Source organism: Streptococcus oralis (assembly GCF_023110435.1).
Taxonomy (GTDB): domain Bacteria; phylum Bacillota; class Bacilli; order Lactobacillales; family Streptococcaceae; genus Streptococcus; species Streptococcus oralis_CF.
The window spans coordinates 46,987-64,130 of sequence record NZ_JALDWB010000006.1; the positions used below are offsets into that span (position 1 = coordinate 46,987).

General features: G+C 38.4%; 11 protein-coding genes and 1 tRNA gene. 2 read left to right on the forward strand and 10 right to left on the reverse strand.

What is annotated here, in order from left to right; translation table 11 throughout:
• Window positions 1-3: 3 nt before the first annotated feature.
• The 4 genes from M1F97_RS07785 to M1F97_RS07800 form a co-directional block, all read right to left on the reverse strand.
• Complete coding sequence (locus tag M1F97_RS07785) at window positions 4-744, reverse strand: esterase family protein (protein ID WP_247944734.1); 741 nt, start codon at window positions 742-744, stop codon at window positions 4-6.
• A 20-nt stretch (window positions 745-764) separates the two neighbouring features.
• Window positions 765-1,589 carry an alpha/beta hydrolase gene (locus M1F97_RS07790; protein ID WP_084947634.1) on the reverse strand — a complete coding sequence of 275 codons (825 nt, stop codon included), beginning with the start codon at window positions 1,587-1,589 and terminating at the stop codon, window positions 765-767.
• A gap of 136 nt (window positions 1,590-1,725) precedes the next feature.
• Window positions 1,726-2,940 (reverse strand): tRNA uracil 4-sulfurtransferase ThiI, encoded by a 1,215-nt coding sequence (thiI, locus tag M1F97_RS07795; RefSeq protein ID WP_247944735.1) that lies wholly within the window; start codon window positions 2,938-2,940, stop codon window positions 1,726-1,728.
• An 8-nt stretch (window positions 2,941-2,948) separates the two neighbouring features.
• Window positions 2,949-4,091: a cysteine desulfurase family protein gene (locus M1F97_RS07800; protein WP_247944736.1), complete on the reverse strand. Its 1,143-nt coding sequence runs from the start codon at window positions 4,089-4,091 to the stop codon at window positions 2,949-2,951.
• Window positions 4,092-4,228: 137 nt separating this feature from the next.
• Here M1F97_RS07800 and M1F97_RS07805 point away from each other — a divergent pair, with 137 nt between their 5' ends.
• Window positions 4,229-4,654: a DUF6556 family protein gene (locus tag M1F97_RS07805; RefSeq protein ID WP_070535450.1), complete on the forward strand. Its 426-nt coding sequence runs from the start codon at window positions 4,229-4,231 to the stop codon at window positions 4,652-4,654.
• Window positions 4,655-4,697: 43 nt separating this feature from the next.
• Here the strand turns inward: M1F97_RS07805 and M1F97_RS07810 are convergent, their stop codons facing one another.
• The 5 genes from M1F97_RS07810 to M1F97_RS07830 all read right to left on the reverse strand — a co-directional run bounded on the left by M1F97_RS07810 (window position 4,698) and on the right by M1F97_RS07830 (window position 15,057).
• Window positions 4,698-7,004: a DNA translocase FtsK gene (locus M1F97_RS07810; RefSeq protein ID WP_282185510.1), complete on the reverse strand. Its 2,307-nt coding sequence runs from the start codon at window positions 7,002-7,004 to the stop codon at window positions 4,698-4,700.
• An 85-nt stretch (window positions 7,005-7,089) separates the two neighbouring features.
• Window positions 7,090-11,049, reverse strand: a complete 3,960-nt coding sequence (locus tag M1F97_RS07815) for a hypothetical protein (RefSeq protein ID WP_125847146.1) — start codon at window positions 11,047-11,049, stop codon at window positions 7,090-7,092.
• A gap of 410 nt (window positions 11,050-11,459) precedes the next feature.
• Entirely contained in the window at window positions 11,460-13,412 is a 1,953-nt protein-coding gene (locus M1F97_RS07820) for a PTS fructose transporter subunit IIABC (RefSeq protein WP_247944737.1), read from the reverse strand.
• On the reverse strand, window positions 13,409-14,320 hold the full coding sequence (gene pfkB / locus M1F97_RS07825) for a 1-phosphofructokinase (protein ID WP_247944738.1): 912 nt from the start codon (window positions 14,318-14,320) through the stop codon (window positions 13,409-13,411). The genes M1F97_RS07820 and pfkB overlap by 4 nt, the downstream gene beginning before the upstream one ends.
• Window positions 14,317-15,057, reverse strand: coding sequence for a DeoR/GlpR family DNA-binding transcription regulator (locus M1F97_RS07830; RefSeq protein ID WP_132973049.1), 741 nt, complete (start codon window positions 15,055-15,057; stop codon window positions 14,317-14,319). Before M1F97_RS07830 ends, pfkB begins: the two co-directional genes overlap by 4 nt.
• A gap of 161 nt (window positions 15,058-15,218) precedes the next feature.
• Here M1F97_RS07830 and M1F97_RS07835 point away from each other — a divergent pair.
• Window positions 15,219-15,306: transfer RNA gene (locus M1F97_RS07835), tRNA-Ser, on the forward strand.
• 78 nt (window positions 15,307-15,384) lie between these two features.
• On the opposite strand, the gene M1F97_RS07840 is transcribed toward M1F97_RS07835, so the two are convergent.
• Complete coding sequence (locus M1F97_RS07840) at window positions 15,385-16,719, reverse strand: Nramp family divalent metal transporter (protein ID WP_115904757.1); 1,335 nt, start codon at window positions 16,717-16,719, stop codon at window positions 15,385-15,387.
• Between the last annotated feature and the right edge of the window lie 425 nt (window positions 16,720-17,144).

The window sequence follows — 17,144 nt, forward strand, 5'->3', positions numbered from 1 at the left end:
CTTTTATAGATACAGGTGTCCAAGAAAATAGGGCATTTGTTTACGCCACCATTCCCAGTCGTGGGCGACATCGTGTCCCCATTCAGCAAACCAGGCTGGAATTTGTTTCTGGTCAAAGGCTTCTTTAAGCTTGTAGAAAGATGGTAGACCATCTTGTTCCCAGGCACCGAGGCCCGTACAAACGACAATCTCCGCCTGACGGTAACGATCGATAAACCAGCCGTCATTCTGATTCCAGATATAATCTACTGGCGAGTTTTGGTAAATGGCATCGTCATTGTAGTAATCTCCAACGAAGAAACGTGCGTCGTAAACGCCGCTGAGAGCAATCACCTTGGTAAAGACATCTGGATGCTGGAGGAAGAAATTGAGTGCATGATAGGCCCCCATGGAGCAACCAGTCGTCATCATACCGCCAAACCAACCTGTCTTATGCTTGATAAAAGGAATGCCCTCCTCAATCACGTAGCGTTCGTAGGCACGATGCATCTCTGCTTGATCATGACTATTTTTCCAAGTAGCCAGCCAGCTCTCACTGTCAACACTGGATAGAGTGAAGAACTGGACACGCCCTTCCTCGATAAAGGAAGCACAGGCATCAATCATGCCAAAATCATAGTATTCATTGTGACTGCCACCAGATGAAGCAAAAACAACAACTGGAATCCCAGCATGTCCATAACGGTTGAGGTACATTTCACGATTAAGATTACCACTCCAGTGGCTAAGGTTTTCAATATGCATTGGCTTTCTCCTTTCTTAACTTACCATTTCTCTGCAAAAAATCGGAGACAGTCTGGTAAATTTTCCGACCATGGAATCTCACTATGGATGGCACCAGACTGAACTTTCAAGACAAGATTATCCAAGCCTACTCCACCTGCAATCAAATCATGGTAATAGCGAAGCGACGAGTCGATATAGGCTTGCTTGATATTGCCAGCCATCAAGGTCTTGTCCGTATCGTCTGCTTCTTCTGTTCCTACATAAATGAAAATGCGCTGATCAGGCGACAATTTCTTACGCTCGATGTAGCGGTTAAAGGCTTCTTGGTGGAGCCAGTTAGCAGATGAAAAGACACCTAGGCAACCAATTCGGTCTTGGTATTCCAGTCCGATAAACTGGGTAATATTGCCTCCTAGAGACGAACCAATCATGGCCGTATGCTGGCGGTCAGCTTTGGTACGATAGGTTTCATCGATAAAAGGCTTGACCACCTCCATGACAAACTCAGCATATTCCACACCCTTACCGCCAAACTGCTGACCTGGAATAGGAGATTCTTGAAACTTCCAAGCCGCATACTCATTCATCCTCCCCATACCATCATTATCTATGGCAACGACAATCATGCGACTGATATCAGGATTCCGCTTAATGGCTGGAATAATCTTCCAAGAGTGTCCGATATAGGACTCCTTGCTGTAAAAGACATTTTGCCCATCATGAAAGTAAACAACTGGGTAAAAACGGTCGGTGTCCTTCTCGTAGTCCTTAGGCAGAAGCACACGCACACGACGCTCCTTTCCTGTATAAGGAACCTTGAGTTTGTGTTCTTTCATTTTTAAGTAAAAGTAGGAATGATTCATTGTCAGAAAACTCTCTATATTCAAAATTTTATCTCATTATACCATAAAAATAGAAAAAAAGTCAGTAATTGTCCATTTTAAGGATAAATAACTAACTTTTCTCACTTAATATTCTGAATTCTTCTGGATTTTCTGATTAGAGGAGATTGTCAATTAACTCATCGACAGCATCTTTTTCAGCCTGAGGTGTAATCTCAGTGATCATGATACCAGCCACTGCTAGCTCAACCAAGCCTTCAACATCCATGCGTTTTTCATACTGCTCTGCATTCTCTATCTTAGGATTGGTCTTAGGACGATCAGGCGCAAAAATAGTACAGCAGTCCTCAAAAGGCTGGATAGAAATTTCAAAGGTATCGATTTCCTGCGCGATGTCAATGATTTCCAACTTGTCCATCGTAACCACGGGACGAATGATGGGAGTGTTGGTCACAGCGTTGATAGCCTGCATACTTTCCAAGGTCTGGCTCGCTACTTGACCTAGACTCTCCCCGTTGATGATGACCAGACCCTTTCTCACCTCACGGATACGGTCAGTAATCCGCATCATAAAGCGACGTGTCAAAGTCATGAGGTAGGCTTCTGGCGCCTTTGCCTTGATTTCTTCTTGAATCTCAGTGAAAGGCACTTCGATAAACTGGATATTACCACCAAACTTGGTCAATTTACGGGTCAAATCTTGGGCTTTTTTGAGAGCGCCAGGGCTAGTGTATGGTGGGCTAGCAAAGTGAACCGCCTCGATATCTACCCCACGCTTAAGAGCTAGATAACCTGCCACGGGTGAATCAATACCTCCTGACAACATGAGCATGCCCTTACCAGAAGTACCCACTGGCAAACCACCTGCTCCACGAATGGTTTCATAGGAAAGATAAGCAGCTTCCTCACGAATCTCCACCTGAAGAGTGATATCAGGATTTTTCATCTGGGCTTGAATAGTAGGAATTACGTCGAAAACAGCACCACCAAGGGTTTGGTTAAGTTCACGACTGTCCAATTCAAAGCTATGGTCGCTACGCTTACTAGAAATCTTAAAGGTCATGCCTTCCTTGTAGATGTCCTGCATAATCTCTTGCACGGCAGCTTTGAGCCTTACAACTGACTTTTCAACCTTATATACTGGAGAAAAATTTTGAATTCCGAAGACTTGTTTGAGAGATTCTGCCACTACTGTGTAGTCAGCTCCATTGAGGTAAACGTGGGCACGGTCGCGATCAGCGGTTACCTTAACTTGGGGATAGATGGACAAAACGTCTGAAATATTATTACGAAGTTTATTGATGAAACGCATCCGGTTTTTTCCCTTGGTTGAAAGCTCTCCGTAGCGAATCATAATTTCTGAATACTGCATGAATGCTCCTATCTTACTTTTCTAGTTTGATTGTAAATTAATTTTAGCTTGGTCAAGAACTGCTCGACCTGACTCATGTCATTTTCAAGGTCTAGGCTTAAACGCACAGCTGACTGGGCCTTATCTTTGTCCACTCCCATGGCAATCAAGGTACCCGCAGGTTTCCCAGCCTTGGATGAACAAGCAGAGGTTGTGGAAATGAAAATATCATAGTCTTCAAAAGCGTGGACGATGACTTCTCCACGAACGCCTTTAATCCCAAAAGTCAGGATATGAGGGGCAAAGTCTTCCTCATCTGAAAAGACAAAAATATCTGGATAGTCCAAAAGGGCTCGGCGAATAACATCCTTCATCTGCCTAGTCTTGCTAGTAAAGATATCTAACTTTTCCATAGCCAATCGGAGAGCCTTGGCAGTCGCTGCAATCCCTGCCACATTTTCAGTTGTCGAACGATAATCACGCTCCTGACCACCACCTGTTAAAAGAGGCGTGATTTTCTTGCCTGACTTGATATAGATAAAGCCAACACCTCTGACACCATGAAACTTATGACTTGAAAAGGTCGCAAAATCCACTCGTTCTGTCAGATACTTTTCAGTCGGAATCTTGGCAAGCGCCTGAACCGCATCCACGTGGAAGGAAATGGTTGGTTTATCAGCTAAAAGTTCTGAAATAGCCTCAATAGGCTGGGTAGAGCCGATTTCATTGTTAACTGCCATGATGGAAACGAGGGTCGTATCAGGTCGTATCAAACTTGCTAGAGCCTTGACATCTACAAATCCTTTCTCATCAACTGGGGCAATATCCACCTCAAAACCTTGACTTTTCAGCCAGAGTGCTGACTCCTTGACTGCTGGATGCTCAATAGCTGATACAATGATGTGCTTGCCAAACTGGGATTTTTCAAAGGCTACACCCTTGATGATCCAGTTATCTCCTTCTGTTCCACCAGAGGTAAAGAAGATTTCGTCACTTTTCTTACCAATCAAATCTGCAATTTGCTGCCGGGAAGCATCTAAAATTCGTGTTGCCTGGTCTCCCAAACGATGGAGACTGGATGGATTTCCTACAATTTTTGAAGCGACCTGCATATAGGTCTCTAGAGCTTCAGGATAAGGCTTAGTTGTCGCCGAATTATCAAAGTAGATCATATTTTCTCACGCTTTCTAAAATCACTCCCTCTATTGTATCACGAAAAGAGACCTGCGACAAGAAAGGGAAGTTTCTCTTTTTTTAAGATTTTTTTAAAGAAATGAGGTATAATAAATCATAATCAAAGGAGAGTATCATGTCTAACTATCGTAGAACTTCAAAACCAAAAACAGAACACATCAAAAAGGGATTCACTGTCTTTCAAAAAACGATTGCTACCATCGGTAGTATCCTTGGCCTAATCACCGCTACTATCACCATCATGAACGCCATGGATAATAACAAAAACAACAAAAAAGAACCAACGACAACCCAAACAACTGTTGTCAAGGAAATTCAAAAGGAATCCCCTCAGGAAAATACTACACCTAACAAGGACAACACTTCTACTAAAGAAAATAGCCCACAAGAAGAAACTTCTCAATCCAATAAAAAAGAGGAGAAAAAAGAAGAACAGAAAACAACAACTCAGGACTCTTCTACACCTGCTACAAATAAAGAAACAAGTGATAACGGAACACAGTCAAATACGACGAGCTCTGAAACTAAAACGAATCAGTAATCACAAAAATAACTTCTTTCCAAATTTGGAAAGAAGCTATTTTTTATTGTTGCAATACTTTTCGTGGTTTGGTTCCCTCAGCTGGACCGATGACACCTGCCATCTCAAGTTCTTCCATAAGGCGGGTCGCACGGTTAAATCCAACCGACAAACGACGCTGAATCATCGAAGCGCTAGCTTTCTGGGTTTCGATAACCAAAGCCTTAGCTTCTTCAAAAAGCGGATCGCCACCAGCTTCACCGTCTGAGAAATCTCCTTCATTTTCAGGAACATCTCCTGGGTCAAAGCTTTCATCGTAGTCCGCATCCGCCTGAGCCTTGATGAAGTTTACGATGCGTTCAACATCATCATCTGAGATGAAGGATCCTTGCAGACGGACTGGATGATTTTCATCAATTGGTTTAAAGAGCATGTCTCCTCGACCAAGCAATTTTTCAGCTCCATTTTCATCCAAGATGGTTCGTGAATCTGTACCTGATGAAACTGCAAAAGCCACACGAGAGGGGACATTAGCCTTGATAAGACCAGAGATAACATCAACCGATGGCCGCTGCGTTGCGAGAATCATGTGAATCCCTGCAGCACGCGCCTTCTGTCCGAGACGAATGATGGCATCTTCCACTTCCTTGCTAGCCACCATCATGAGGTCTGCCAACTCGTCCACAATGACAACAATCAAAGGCAGGGGTACTTGTTTGTACTCAGATTGGCTATTAAATTCTTCGACCTTGGCATTGTAACCAGCGATATTTCGCACACCAACCTTAGCAAAGAGTTCATACCGGTTTTCCATCTCATCCACCACCTTTTGGAGAGCCTTGCTGGCCTTGCGTGGATTGGTCACAACTGGAATCAAGAGATGGGGAATATCATTGTAAACAGACAACTCAACCATCTTAGGATCGACCATCATAAACTTGACCTGGTCGGGTCTTGCCTTCATGAGAATGCTAGCGATAATGCCATTAACTGCGACTGACTTCCCTGATCCCGTTGAACCTGCAACAAGTAAGTGGGGCATTTTGGAAAGGTCAAAGGTACGAGCAGTTCCATTGACAGCCTTACCTAGAGGAATTTCGAGGAGATTTTCTGGTTTAGTCTGAGACTGTTCCCAGAGTTCACGGAAGGAAACGGTCGCAATTTCAGAGTTAGGAACCTCAATTCCGACTAAGGATTTACCAGGTATTGGAGCCTCAATCCGAACATCCTTGGCTGCTAGAGCTAACGCTAAGTCGTCAGCCAGATTGGAAATGCGGTTAACCCGTACACCAACTGCTGGTTTGACTTCATACTTGGTCACTGATGGTCCAATTTCAGCCCGTTCAACTGTTACCTTAATACCAAAGCTGGCAAATGTTTCTTCTAGGATTTTGATATTTTCTCGAACAATCTTCTTTTCCTTGGACTGATCTTTGGGTTTATCTGGCGCAAAGAGTTGCAAGCTTGGTAGCTTGTATTCGAGGGCTTCCTTAGCAGAAAAATCAACCTGCACCTCTTCATCCTCAAAGTCTTCTTCCACATCTGAAACTTCTAAGTCAGCTTGAGGAAGGATAATCTCTGGTTCAATCCATTCTTCCTCAGGAATTGGTGGGAGATCGTAGTCTGCTACTTCAGATAAGATTTCTCCAGTTTCAGGATCTACGGGAGGAAGCGGCAGCGCATCCTGTTCTTCTTGTTCTCTCTGAATTCTTGCTGCTTCTTCAGCTTCTTGACGAGCCTTCTCTTCTTCTCTCTTAATGAAGCGTTCTTGTTTTCTCTGTTCCTGTTTTTCCATGAAGGATCTGAACTGAGCTCCAATAAAGGCTGCGACATCATAAATAGACCAAGGACTAACCAAGAGTGCCCCAACTAGAATCAAAAGAACTCCAATAAAGTATGATCCGATATTTGAGAAAAGAAAGGCAATGGGGATATAAAGTCCAACACCAAGCAGGCCTCCACCAGCAAAGCTCGTCACACGCATACCAGTCAGGTCCGTCATAACTTGAGCCAAGGTTCCTTTTAAAACTGACTGCTCCAAGCCATATTTCCATACCAAGTAGGCCTCAAAAATCAAGAGCAAGCCAGCGAAGATACAGAGAAATCCTGACAGAAGTCCCTCTTTCTTGCGTATCCATTTAAAAAGAAAAAGATAGATGAGGAGGGCACCTATAGCCACGTAGGCCAAACTTCCGACCACCAGTCGAATGAGATTATAAAGAGTAATACCCGCCGCACCAAGTTTGAGGGCTGCAATGACCAATAATAAGGCAATTCCTAAGGAAATCAGCATCCTCTGGATAGCCTGTTTTCTTTCGAGTTCTGCTTTAGACGGTCTCCGTCTTGTTTTTGTAGTATTCTTGTTTGCCATTCTTCTATTATATCATATTTCAGAAACTTCTAGAGAAATCAAAAAAGACTGCCCACTTTTGTGTTCAGTCATTTGAATGTGATAACTATTGCTTTTCTTCTGCTTCATCACTATATTCAATCTGCTTCTTTCTAAATCCATAGAGCTTTAATACAGAATTTTCATGTTTTGATTTATTAGAAATCAACTTCCTTTTCTTTAAGTAGTCAAGAAGTTTTTCGTTAAATTCAGAATACGATACTTTCGCTTCCTGATTACCATTTCCACCATTACCTTCATTTTGATTTAATTTGTCAAAGGCAACTTTCCATTCATCATAGATATCTTTGGCAATTTCTTCCTTCAAAAATTTCATTATATCAGATAGTTCCAATAATTCTAAATAAGCACCTAGCAAAGTAAGCTTATCTACTTCTATTTGACTTCCCGAATCAGAAATTAATTTTTCAAAAAGTTCTTTCTTATGTTCAAGTAAAACATCATTCGCATTTAGGATAGATTTATACAATGGAACGCTAATTTCATTTTCATCTAATGCTATAAATTGTCTTATATATTTTTTAACTATTTTTTGTATTTTATTTTGGAGCGTCACATCTAACGAATCATAGCTATTTTGATTTATTAAATTGTCAAAGTCATACTCATCAAATTTATCATCTAAAAGCAATACTAATAATTCAACTACATATTTTTCATCTATGTCAGGTTTATTTAACGCTCCTCTCATTTCCTTATCATTTCGAACAACATTAGTAGCATTTAAATAATCTTCTATATTTATAAATATAAATTCTTCTAGGTGTACCAACTGTCTTTTACGAATAAACTCAAGATTTTCTTTATTGAATTCAATACGATTATTAACTATTAAATTCAATAAATCTTTGTCATCAATATCAGTATTATCAATTCTTTTAAAATAGAGTCCAAGCTGACTAAGTATTCTTTTTCGAATATTATCATTTAACGTTGAAGAACTAATAATATTTTCATTAAAATTATCTTGTAAGTCTTTATTCAATTTTGAGTAAATTTCTTTATCTAACTCAAAATTAGGATTCAGATTAATAAAATCAATCAAAAAATTATCAACTTCATTATTTTGAATAAAATAGTCTAAAACAATTTCAGTATTCACTTCTGCTTTTTTAGTCTGAACAAAACTTTTTACTAACTCTTTCTGATTTTCAATATTTAGCTTATTGAATTTTTCTCGAGTATAAGTGATATAAAAATCTGGAATACTAGAGATAATCTCTTCTGCTAATGTAACTTTCTTGATATTTTCATCATTACCTAGCTTTTCAGATTCATCATTTTCTAACTTTTCCTGAGGTACTTGATGATTAAATACAACATCGTTATTTAGAAACTGTTCAATATACTCAGGTTTATCACGCATCTCTCCCTCTGATAAAGTAACATACATTAAAATATACTTTAGGAATTCTTCATCAGAAGATTGACAATAATCTAGTAAAGGTTTTAATCCGTTTTGACTAGCCATGATTTCATAATTTTTATGTTTTACATCATATATTTTTGTACTCATATCAGAATACTGTTCCATGAAAAAGAGTACATTAGATTTGCAAATATCGTATAAGCCGTTCTTATAAATATAATTCAGCACATTTTCCTCATATCCTGAACTCACATAATGAAATTCCTTAATTTTAAAATTTATAGCCGATAAATTGAAATTAAACTTTTCAAAATCACAATAATTATCATGAAAAATATTAAGAAAAACCTCTTGTGTCATCTCTAGATATTTAGAAATCTGTCCTTTTGTTTCTTTTGTACAATCACTCAAATCAACTAAATTCATTAAAGATAATATCAATTTTCTTTTATCAACGTAAATAAAATCGCTATGTTCTTGGTTAATATATTCGTTGAAGAGATCCGAGTTATGATGTAGCCATTTTCTCAAAAATACCCTTATATCACGCTCTGAGAAAAACGATTTATTTTCAACATTTAATCTAAATAATTCGTTATAAAAGTCCAGTAAAAATTCCAAAATATTATCTTGGTAAAAGATTAATTTCAACTTCTCATTATGTTCATTTGAATATAACAGAAATCTAAATAAATCATAATTTAACACATTACTACTTTTATAATTTTTTAATTCTAAATAATTAAAGATTTCATCAAAATTTTTTAGAGAAATATTATGTTTATTCTGTCTGCCAGAAATTACATTTCTTAAATATTCTTTTTCTTCTACCGTTATAGTATTTTCATAGAAATGATTCAAATAATCTTGATAGCTCTCATCAATATAAGCATTTCTAATTAGGAAAGAAATTATTGAGAATTGAGGATTCTTTCTTATTTCTTTTGCAAAGTCACTTTTAAAATCATCAATATCTGTAGCATATTGGTAAACATCTGATAATCTATAACTATCTAGTTTCCCAAGCTCATCGTTTATTTTCTTAATCTCTTCTTTTAATTTTTCTATTATTTTTTTATTTTTAGTATTCTTTAAACGCTCTTGAAATTCTGGAGTATTCCTACTAGGAAATAAAGAATCAATATCCTCATTTCGCTTATATTGATTATACTCTGCATCATGATAACTATCAAAGGAATAAATTTCACTATCTCCTGCAATTAACTCTTTTATGTAATCATAACGTGTTGAAAAATCTTTTTCAAATTTTCCATTTACTTTAATTATTTTTCTTCCAGATGGTATTTTTAAGACAGTTCCATATAATTCAACTTCATCGTTTAAATGTTCTTCCTCAGCATTCTCTATCTTTCTCTCCAAAGCATTCTTCTTATTATTTAACTCCTCTCTAAGATTTTTTAATGCTGTTTCTTTTGAGTTCAACAATTCATATAAATATCCTTGATTTCTTTGTAAGAGTGAAAAATCTTTAGGGAAAATATTTTTATAGACTACCATTGCAAATAGTTTTTCATAATCTAGCTTTAAAGTATTTAATGTGTCTTTATAAGTAAGATACTCATTACAAATATTATTAATTAATCTCATATCATCGAGATACAAAGAAATATTAAATAAAAAAGTTTTATCTAAACTATCGTATTCCCACATTTCTGTTAGCAATTTTTTTAATATGTCATGGGAATTAGAAGCAGTTACTACAGGAACTACAGGGATAATAAAATCAAAAAACTTAGTTCTTTCTTGTGATTCAAACAAATCATCCTTTACAAGATAGAAAAATACTAGTTTACGTTTGTTATTTGCCTTTCGATTTCTATTGATAACTATATTTAATTCCTTCAATTTTTCAAAAATTCTAGAATCATTAAAACGTTCAATATCTTCAAATACTATAACATCTGCTCCTGATTGCTTGAATAGATAAAGGACATCGTCTAAGTATCGATCAAAATAGGATACTTTAGAATTATCATTTGAAAAAATTTCGATATCAGTTTCAATTTTTTCTGCTTTTAAGGATAGTTTTTTGATAAAACCAAAATCTTTTTGTAGCTTCAGTAAAAAATAAAATCCATATACAATTAAAACAAATAAAATTACTAGTATAAGAAGGGAAATAATAGGTTTCGTAGTCCAAGATAACCAAGAAAAATCCTGAATCAATCCATTCCATGAAGAAATATTTAGTAAGTATAAGGATAATAATAATACTAAACCTACATAGACCGAAATATTAAAAGGTTTAATCTGCGATTCTGCATCAAGAGTTTTAAAAATTGATTTTCTTATTTGATTAGGATTAATTTGATGAAGTAATTGATTGATTATCTTTCCTTCTATGGTATTAATTTGACGATTATTTAGCCCATTTTTTTCACTACCTATTGTTTCATCATACTGCCCTAAAGATATATGGAGGAATGTTTTATCAGTATATTTCCTCTCAAAGCTCTCAACAACACTACTTTTCCCCGCTCCATAATTCCCAGTAATAGCTACGTTGGTTACTTCCGAATTTTTGTCAATCGCAAACTGAAGTGCTTCTAGTGTTACTGGCTTTATTTCAACATCTTTATTTGAAGTAAGTGCTCGAAATTGATATTCTTTTTCCATTAATTTATCTCTCCCTCTAATAATTCTTTAACTATTATTATATCAATTATTTATTTAGATATAAAGCTTTTAGTTATTCCTCGTCTCCTACCTAAATCAGCTATAAAATTGGTTCATTTAGAATCGGGAAAATTCTCCTCCACCATGCTGACATAGGTCGCTTGTAACTCTTCATTTAGAATACTTTGACTACGGAACTTTTCATTCTCTGATTTCTTCTCTAGAATCATTCAAGATACTTTTCACCTCCATGGTATTTATACAAACTTTAGCATTCTATTATTTAGATGAAGAATGAAATTCTCTACGATCTACTTCTATATCATTTTAAAGTCCAGTCTCCCTCACTCCATTATCAAAAAATGACCACCCACTTCCGTGTTTAGTCATTTTGGTATATGAATTCTTTTTTATGCTTGTGGTTTGCGTAGGTAACCATAAACCACACCACTTACGATTGCTCCAATCAAGACAAAGACAAGGTAAAGAAGAGCATTTGAAGTAAGGGCGATGACGAAGATTCCTCCGTGTGGCGCCATGAGTTTGATACCTGCAAGACCAACGAGTCCGCCTGTAACTGCAGAACCAAGGATGAAACTTGGAATCGCACGAGCTGGGTCAGCGGCACCAAAAGGAATCGCTCCCTCAGTGATGAATGACAAGCCCATGATGATGTTTGTCAAGCCAGAATTACGTTCTTCTTTGGTAAATTTATTTTTAAAGAGGAGGGTTGCGACAAAGATAGCAAGTGGTGGAACCATTCCTCCCGCCATAACTGCTGCCATGGCTACAGAACCACCTGAAGAAACAGTCGCTGCAAGCGTACCTGTCCCAAAGACATAGGCAGCTTTGTTGACTGGTCCACCCATGTCAACAGCCATCATGCCTCCAAGAACGATACCAAGAAGGACAGCTGAACCTCCTCCAAGACCGCCTAGGAAGTCATTCATAGCAGTGTTGATTGCTGCCATTGGGATGTTAACAGCTAGCATAACAAATCCAGTCAAGATTGTTCCAAGAAGTGGCAAGAGAAGGATTGATTTAGCACCTTCAAGTGAACGAGGAACTTTAACGTATTTCTTGATAGCAAGAACTAAAGCACCTGCGATAAATCCACCAACAAGGGCACCTAGGAAACCAGATGAGACACCTGCAAGAGTTGAAGTTGCTTCACCACCTGCTGCATAAGGGATTTTACCAAAGGCAAAACCTTCTTTAGCAATAGCACCAGCCACAAAACCTGCTACCAAACCTGGTTTTTCAGCGATAGAGTAGGCTACATATCCTGCAAAGACTGGGAGCATCAAACCAAAGGCCGCGCCACCGATTTTCATGAACATGGAAGCTAGCTCATGGTAGGATCCGAGGTTACCAAGACTATCTTGTGGTACACCAAAAGCTCCGTCGATTAAGAAGGCGAGGGCAATCATGATACCACCACCGATAACGAATGGCAACATTTGGGATACACCACTCATCAAGTGTTTGTAGAAGGCACCACCAAGACTTTGTTGTTCGTTAGACGCTGCTACAGCTTTGGCCCCATTAGCAGCACGGTAAACTTCCGCATCTCCTGATAGAGCCAAGTTGATCAGCTCTTCTGTCTTACGGATACCGTCTGCAACTGGACGATTAACCAAAGGTTTGCCATCAAAGCGGTCCATCTCAACAGCCTTGTCTGCAGCGATGATAACAGCTTTGGCCTTACGGATGTCCTCTGCTGTCAGTTGATTTCCAACACCGCTGGCACCATTAGTCTCAACCTTGATGCCAACACCCATTTCAGCAGCTACTTTTTGAAGGGCCTCTTGGGCCATATAAGTGTGGGCGATACCTGTCGTACAAGCTGTAACAGCTACGATAAAGTCGCCAGAGTCACTAGCAGGTACTTGAACAGACTCTTCGGCTTTTTCTGAAGCTTGGTCAAAAAGTTCGATAACTTGATCTGCAGATGTTACTTGGCGAAGTTTGTCAGCGAAACCATCTTTCATCAAGTATTGTGACAATTCTGCCAAGGCAGCCAAGTGAGTATCATTTGCACCTTCTGGAGCCGCAATCATGAAGAAGAGGTCGGTTGGTTGCCCATCCAAACTCTCATAGTCAACACCCTTGTTTGACTTTGCAAAGAGAACTGTTGCTTCTTTGACCGCAGAGTTTTTACTGTGGGGCATAGCGATTCCGTCACCCAAACCAGTAGAAGTTAGAGCTTCACGCGCTAAGATTCCTTCTTTAAAGGTTTCAAAATCCGTCACATAACCGTGATCTACCAGGCTTTTAATCATCTCTTCAATGACAGCTGTTTTTTCAGTTGCTTGCAAATCCAGCAACATGACATCTTTTCTCAATAGGTCTTGAATTTTCATCGTTTTTCTACCTCAACTTTTTCATATGTTTCTTTAATAAATTCCGCTGTTGCCAAGTCATCCGAGAAGGTAGTTGCCGTTCCGCAAGCCACTCCCCATTTGAAGGCTTCTACTGCATCTTTAGATTTGACAAATTCACCTGTAAACCCAGCAACCATAGAGTCACCAGCACCAACTGAATTTTTGACTGTTCCCTTGATAGGTTTTGCGAAGTAAGCTCCCTCAGATGTGACAAGAAGGGCTCCGTCCCCAGCCATGGAGATAATGACGTTTTGAGCTCCCTTGGCCAGTAACTGACGAGCATAGTTCTCGATTTCATCTAAACTTTCGAGTTTCACTCCAAAGATAGCTCCAAGCTCGTGATTGTTTGGTTTAACCAAAAGTGGCTGGTAGTCTAGACTATCAATCAAGGTTTGTCCTTCGAAGTCACAAACCACTTGCGCACCAGTCTGGCGGGTCAAGGCAATCAAATCCTTGTAGACAACATTGCCTAGGTTCTTAGCACTCGAACCCGCAAACACAACCGTATCATCTGCTGTCAGACTAGATAAAATAGCTTTCAATTCTTCTAGCTGAGCTGGTTCCACATTTGGACCAGTCCCGTTGATTTCTGTTTCTTGGTCTGCTTTAATCTTGACATTGATGCGAGTATCTTCTGCTACTTGGAGAAAACGTGTCTCGATTTCTTCCTCTGCCAGAGTATCTGTGATAAATTTACCAGTAAAGCCTCCGATAAATCCAGTTGCTGTATTGGGAATATCCAAGCGTTTCAAAACACGACTGACATTGATTCCTTTCCCACCAGCAAACTTATCATCACTGTCCATACGATTGACACTACCAACTTGAACTTGGTCCAAGCGAACGATATAGTCAATAGACGGATTGAGTGTGACTGTATAAATCATACCTCTATTACCTCCGTTTTCTCCTTAATAGCCTGCAAGAGCTCATGCCCTTGACTTGTGATAACAATTGCTCGTTTAAGTGGTGCTACCTTGGCAAAGCAAGTTTGACCAATCTTTGACGAATCGACCAAGACATAGGTCTGTTTGGCATTCTCTAAAATAGCACGCTTAACGGCTCCCTCCTCCATATCAGGAGTCGTATAATAACCATCATCTACACCATTCATCCCGATAAAGGCACGGTCAAAGTGCAATTGATTGATTTGATTAAGAGCAACTCCACCGATACAAGCATCTGTTGCCATCTTGACACTTCCTCCAACCATGACAGTTGGAATCTGTTTTTCAACCAACTGAACCGCATGGTGAATGGAGTTGGTCACAACTGTAATATTCTTATTAACCAATTCCTTGATTAAAAAAGCAGTTGTCGTTCCAGCATCAACAAAGATAACATCTTGTTCCTTAATAAGAGAGGCTGCTTTCTGAGCCAGTAACTTCTTCTCTTGAAGGTTTTTGACAGATTTTTCTTGGATGGTTTCTTCTTCCTGCAAGGAGTGTGGCAATTCTGCTCCACCATGCACACGGCGAAGCTTGTTTTCCGCCTCCAACTCATCCAAATCTCTTCGAACCGTTGATTCTGACGTTTCTAGCAAACTAACTAATTTTTCTAGAGAAACTACATGATGTTGATTCAACTCCTCTAAAATCAGTTGCTTCCGCTCAGTTTTTAACACCAAATCACCTCCTGTTATCGTTTACACTATTCATTCTAACACATTTTCTAGCAAAGTCAAGCATTTTTTGTCATTTTCTTTCAAATTCTATCATTTTTCTCAATTCCAACATTTTTATTGCAAGATAAGTGGCTTTATGGTAGACTATTTGAGTAAGTATTGGAAGATTACTCAAGAGGCTTAAGAGGCCGTGTTGGAAACGCGGTAGGCGTGTAACAGCGTGCGTGGGTTCGAATCCCATGTCTTCCGTTTATTTTAAAAAAGATACCCAAGAAATCTTGGGTATCTTTTTTCTTATATGCTTGTTTTATAACTCGGGTGAATTTCTTAGAAAATATCAAATAACAATTTCACATTGAGAATTGTTAAGATAATGGAAACGATATAGCCAAGGATGGTATTCCATTTGGCATTGGTAAATTCTCCCATCAGTGATTTCTTAGAAGTTAGATAAATCAGTGGGAAGATTGAAAATGGAAGAGCAATCGAAAGAAAGACTTGTGAATAAACCAATAACTGATCCAATGTTTTTTCCTGATGACCAAACAGAACCGCTACAATCATGACAGGCAACAAGGCAAAGAGACGAGTTGCCAAACGAATGAACCATTGAGGTAATCTCATATGCAAGAAACCTTCCATAACGATTTGTCCAGTCAAGGTACCCGTAATCGTCGAATTTTGACCACTGGCTAATAAAGCCAAGGCAAACAAGGTTGATAAGGTCGAGCTAGCTATAGCTCCTGCAATAGTAGAATCCTGCAAGGCATTATACATTTGAGAGAAGGCAGAAATCTCAGATGCATGGCCGAAAAAGAGAGCCGCCCCGAGAATTAATAGAAGGGAGTTAACCACAAAGGCCAAGGATAATTGGAGATTTGAATCCCAGGTCATAAAGCGCACGGCTTTTCGAACATCATTCTTGTCCTTGTGATTGATTTTCCGAGTTTGAGACAAGGAAGAATGCAAATAGAGGTTATGGGGCATAACCGTTGCTCCCACGATCCCTAGTGCCAAGGTTAATTGACTTTCATGCCCTGGCAAGGGACTTTCAAATAAGGTTGCATTCGGTAGATAACCCTCAACGATTCCTTGGAAGCTTGGATGTGACAAAGCTACCAGATAGGTAAAAATTGCTAGAATGGTTAAAATCAGTGTTGTCACAATAGCTTCAATCTTCTTAAAGCCAAATTTCATCAGAAGCAATAAGAGAAAAACATCCAACACGGTCAAGAGAATTGCTATCATAATCGGAATCTTAAAGAGAAGATTGAGAGCAATCGCTGAACCTAGAACTTCTGCCAGATCTGTCGCCATCAAGGCTAATTCTAAAATCACCCATAAGCTATAACGAAGCCATTTGGGTGAATGATGACCCGTTGCTTGAGCCAAGTCCATTTGAGTTACAATTCCAAGCTTTCCTGCCATCTGCTGAAGCTGCATAGCAATGAGTGATGAAATCAAGATGACAAATAAGAGACTGTACTTATAGGATGCACCTCCAACCACACTGGTTATCCAGTTTCCTGGATCCATATAACCAACTGCGACAAGGGCACCTGGACCCAAGAAGGCCTTTAAATTTTGCCAGAAATGATTGTTATTTGGAGTATCGATAGATTGATTAATCTCAGAGAGTGACACTTTTTTATGAGAAGACATAGATACTTACCTCTTTCTAAACCTACTTTTTCATTATTTTCTATTAGAGAAAAATAAGATTGACTTTAAACTATTAAAACAATGAAAACTATATGAAAAACATTTAGTTTTTTCATTATTTTTCTTAAGGCACCTTAATATTTTTCTTAAGGCACCTTAATATTTTTCTTAAGGCACCTTAATATTTTTCTTAAGGCCCTTAATATTTTTCTTAAGGCACCTTAATTATAACACAAAAAATGAAAACTATATGAAAAACATTTAGTTTTTTCATTATTTTTCTTAAGGCACCTTAATTATAACAGAAAATATGATAAAAACTTAAGAAAATTCAGGACTTGATTTAATATTTAGGATACAACAAAATGTTGTATTCTTTTTTTGCAAAAGAATACCAAAGAATAAAATAAAAAACGTTGTAAAAA

Bases quoted from the DNA above. Each gene is read 5' to 3' on its own strand.
- M1F97_RS07785 (WP_247944734.1), bottom strand. From the start codon at position 744: ATGCATATTGAAAACCTTAGCCACTGGAGTGGTAATCTTAATCGTGAA.
- M1F97_RS07790 (WP_084947634.1), bottom strand. From the start codon at position 1,589: ATGAATCATTCCTACTTTTACTTAAAAATGAAAGAACACAAACTCAAG.
- thiI (WP_247944735.1), bottom strand. From the start codon at position 2,940: ATGCAGTATTCAGAAATTATGATTCGCTACGGAGAGCTTTCAACCAAG.
- M1F97_RS07800 (WP_247944736.1), bottom strand. From the start codon at position 4,091: ATGATCTACTTTGATAATTCGGCGACAACTAAGCCTTATCCTGAAGCT.
- M1F97_RS07805 (WP_070535450.1), top strand. From the start codon at position 4,229: ATGTCTAACTATCGTAGAACTTCAAAACCAAAAACAGAACACATCAAA.
- M1F97_RS07810 (WP_282185510.1), bottom strand. From the start codon at position 7,004: ATGGCAAACAAGAATACTACAAAAACAAGACGGAGACCGTCTAAAGCA.
- M1F97_RS07815 (WP_125847146.1), bottom strand. From the start codon at position 11,049: ATGGAAAAAGAATATCAATTTCGAGCACTTACTTCAAATAAAGATGTT.
- M1F97_RS07820 (WP_247944737.1), bottom strand. From the start codon at position 13,412: ATGAAAATTCAAGACCTATTGAGAAAAGATGTCATGTTGCTGGATTTG.
- pfkB (WP_247944738.1), bottom strand. From the start codon at position 14,320: ATGATTTATACAGTCACACTCAATCCGTCTATTGACTATATCGTTCGC.
- M1F97_RS07840 (WP_115904757.1), bottom strand. From the start codon at position 16,719: ATGTCTTCTCATAAAAAAGTGTCACTCTCTGAGATTAATCAATCTATC.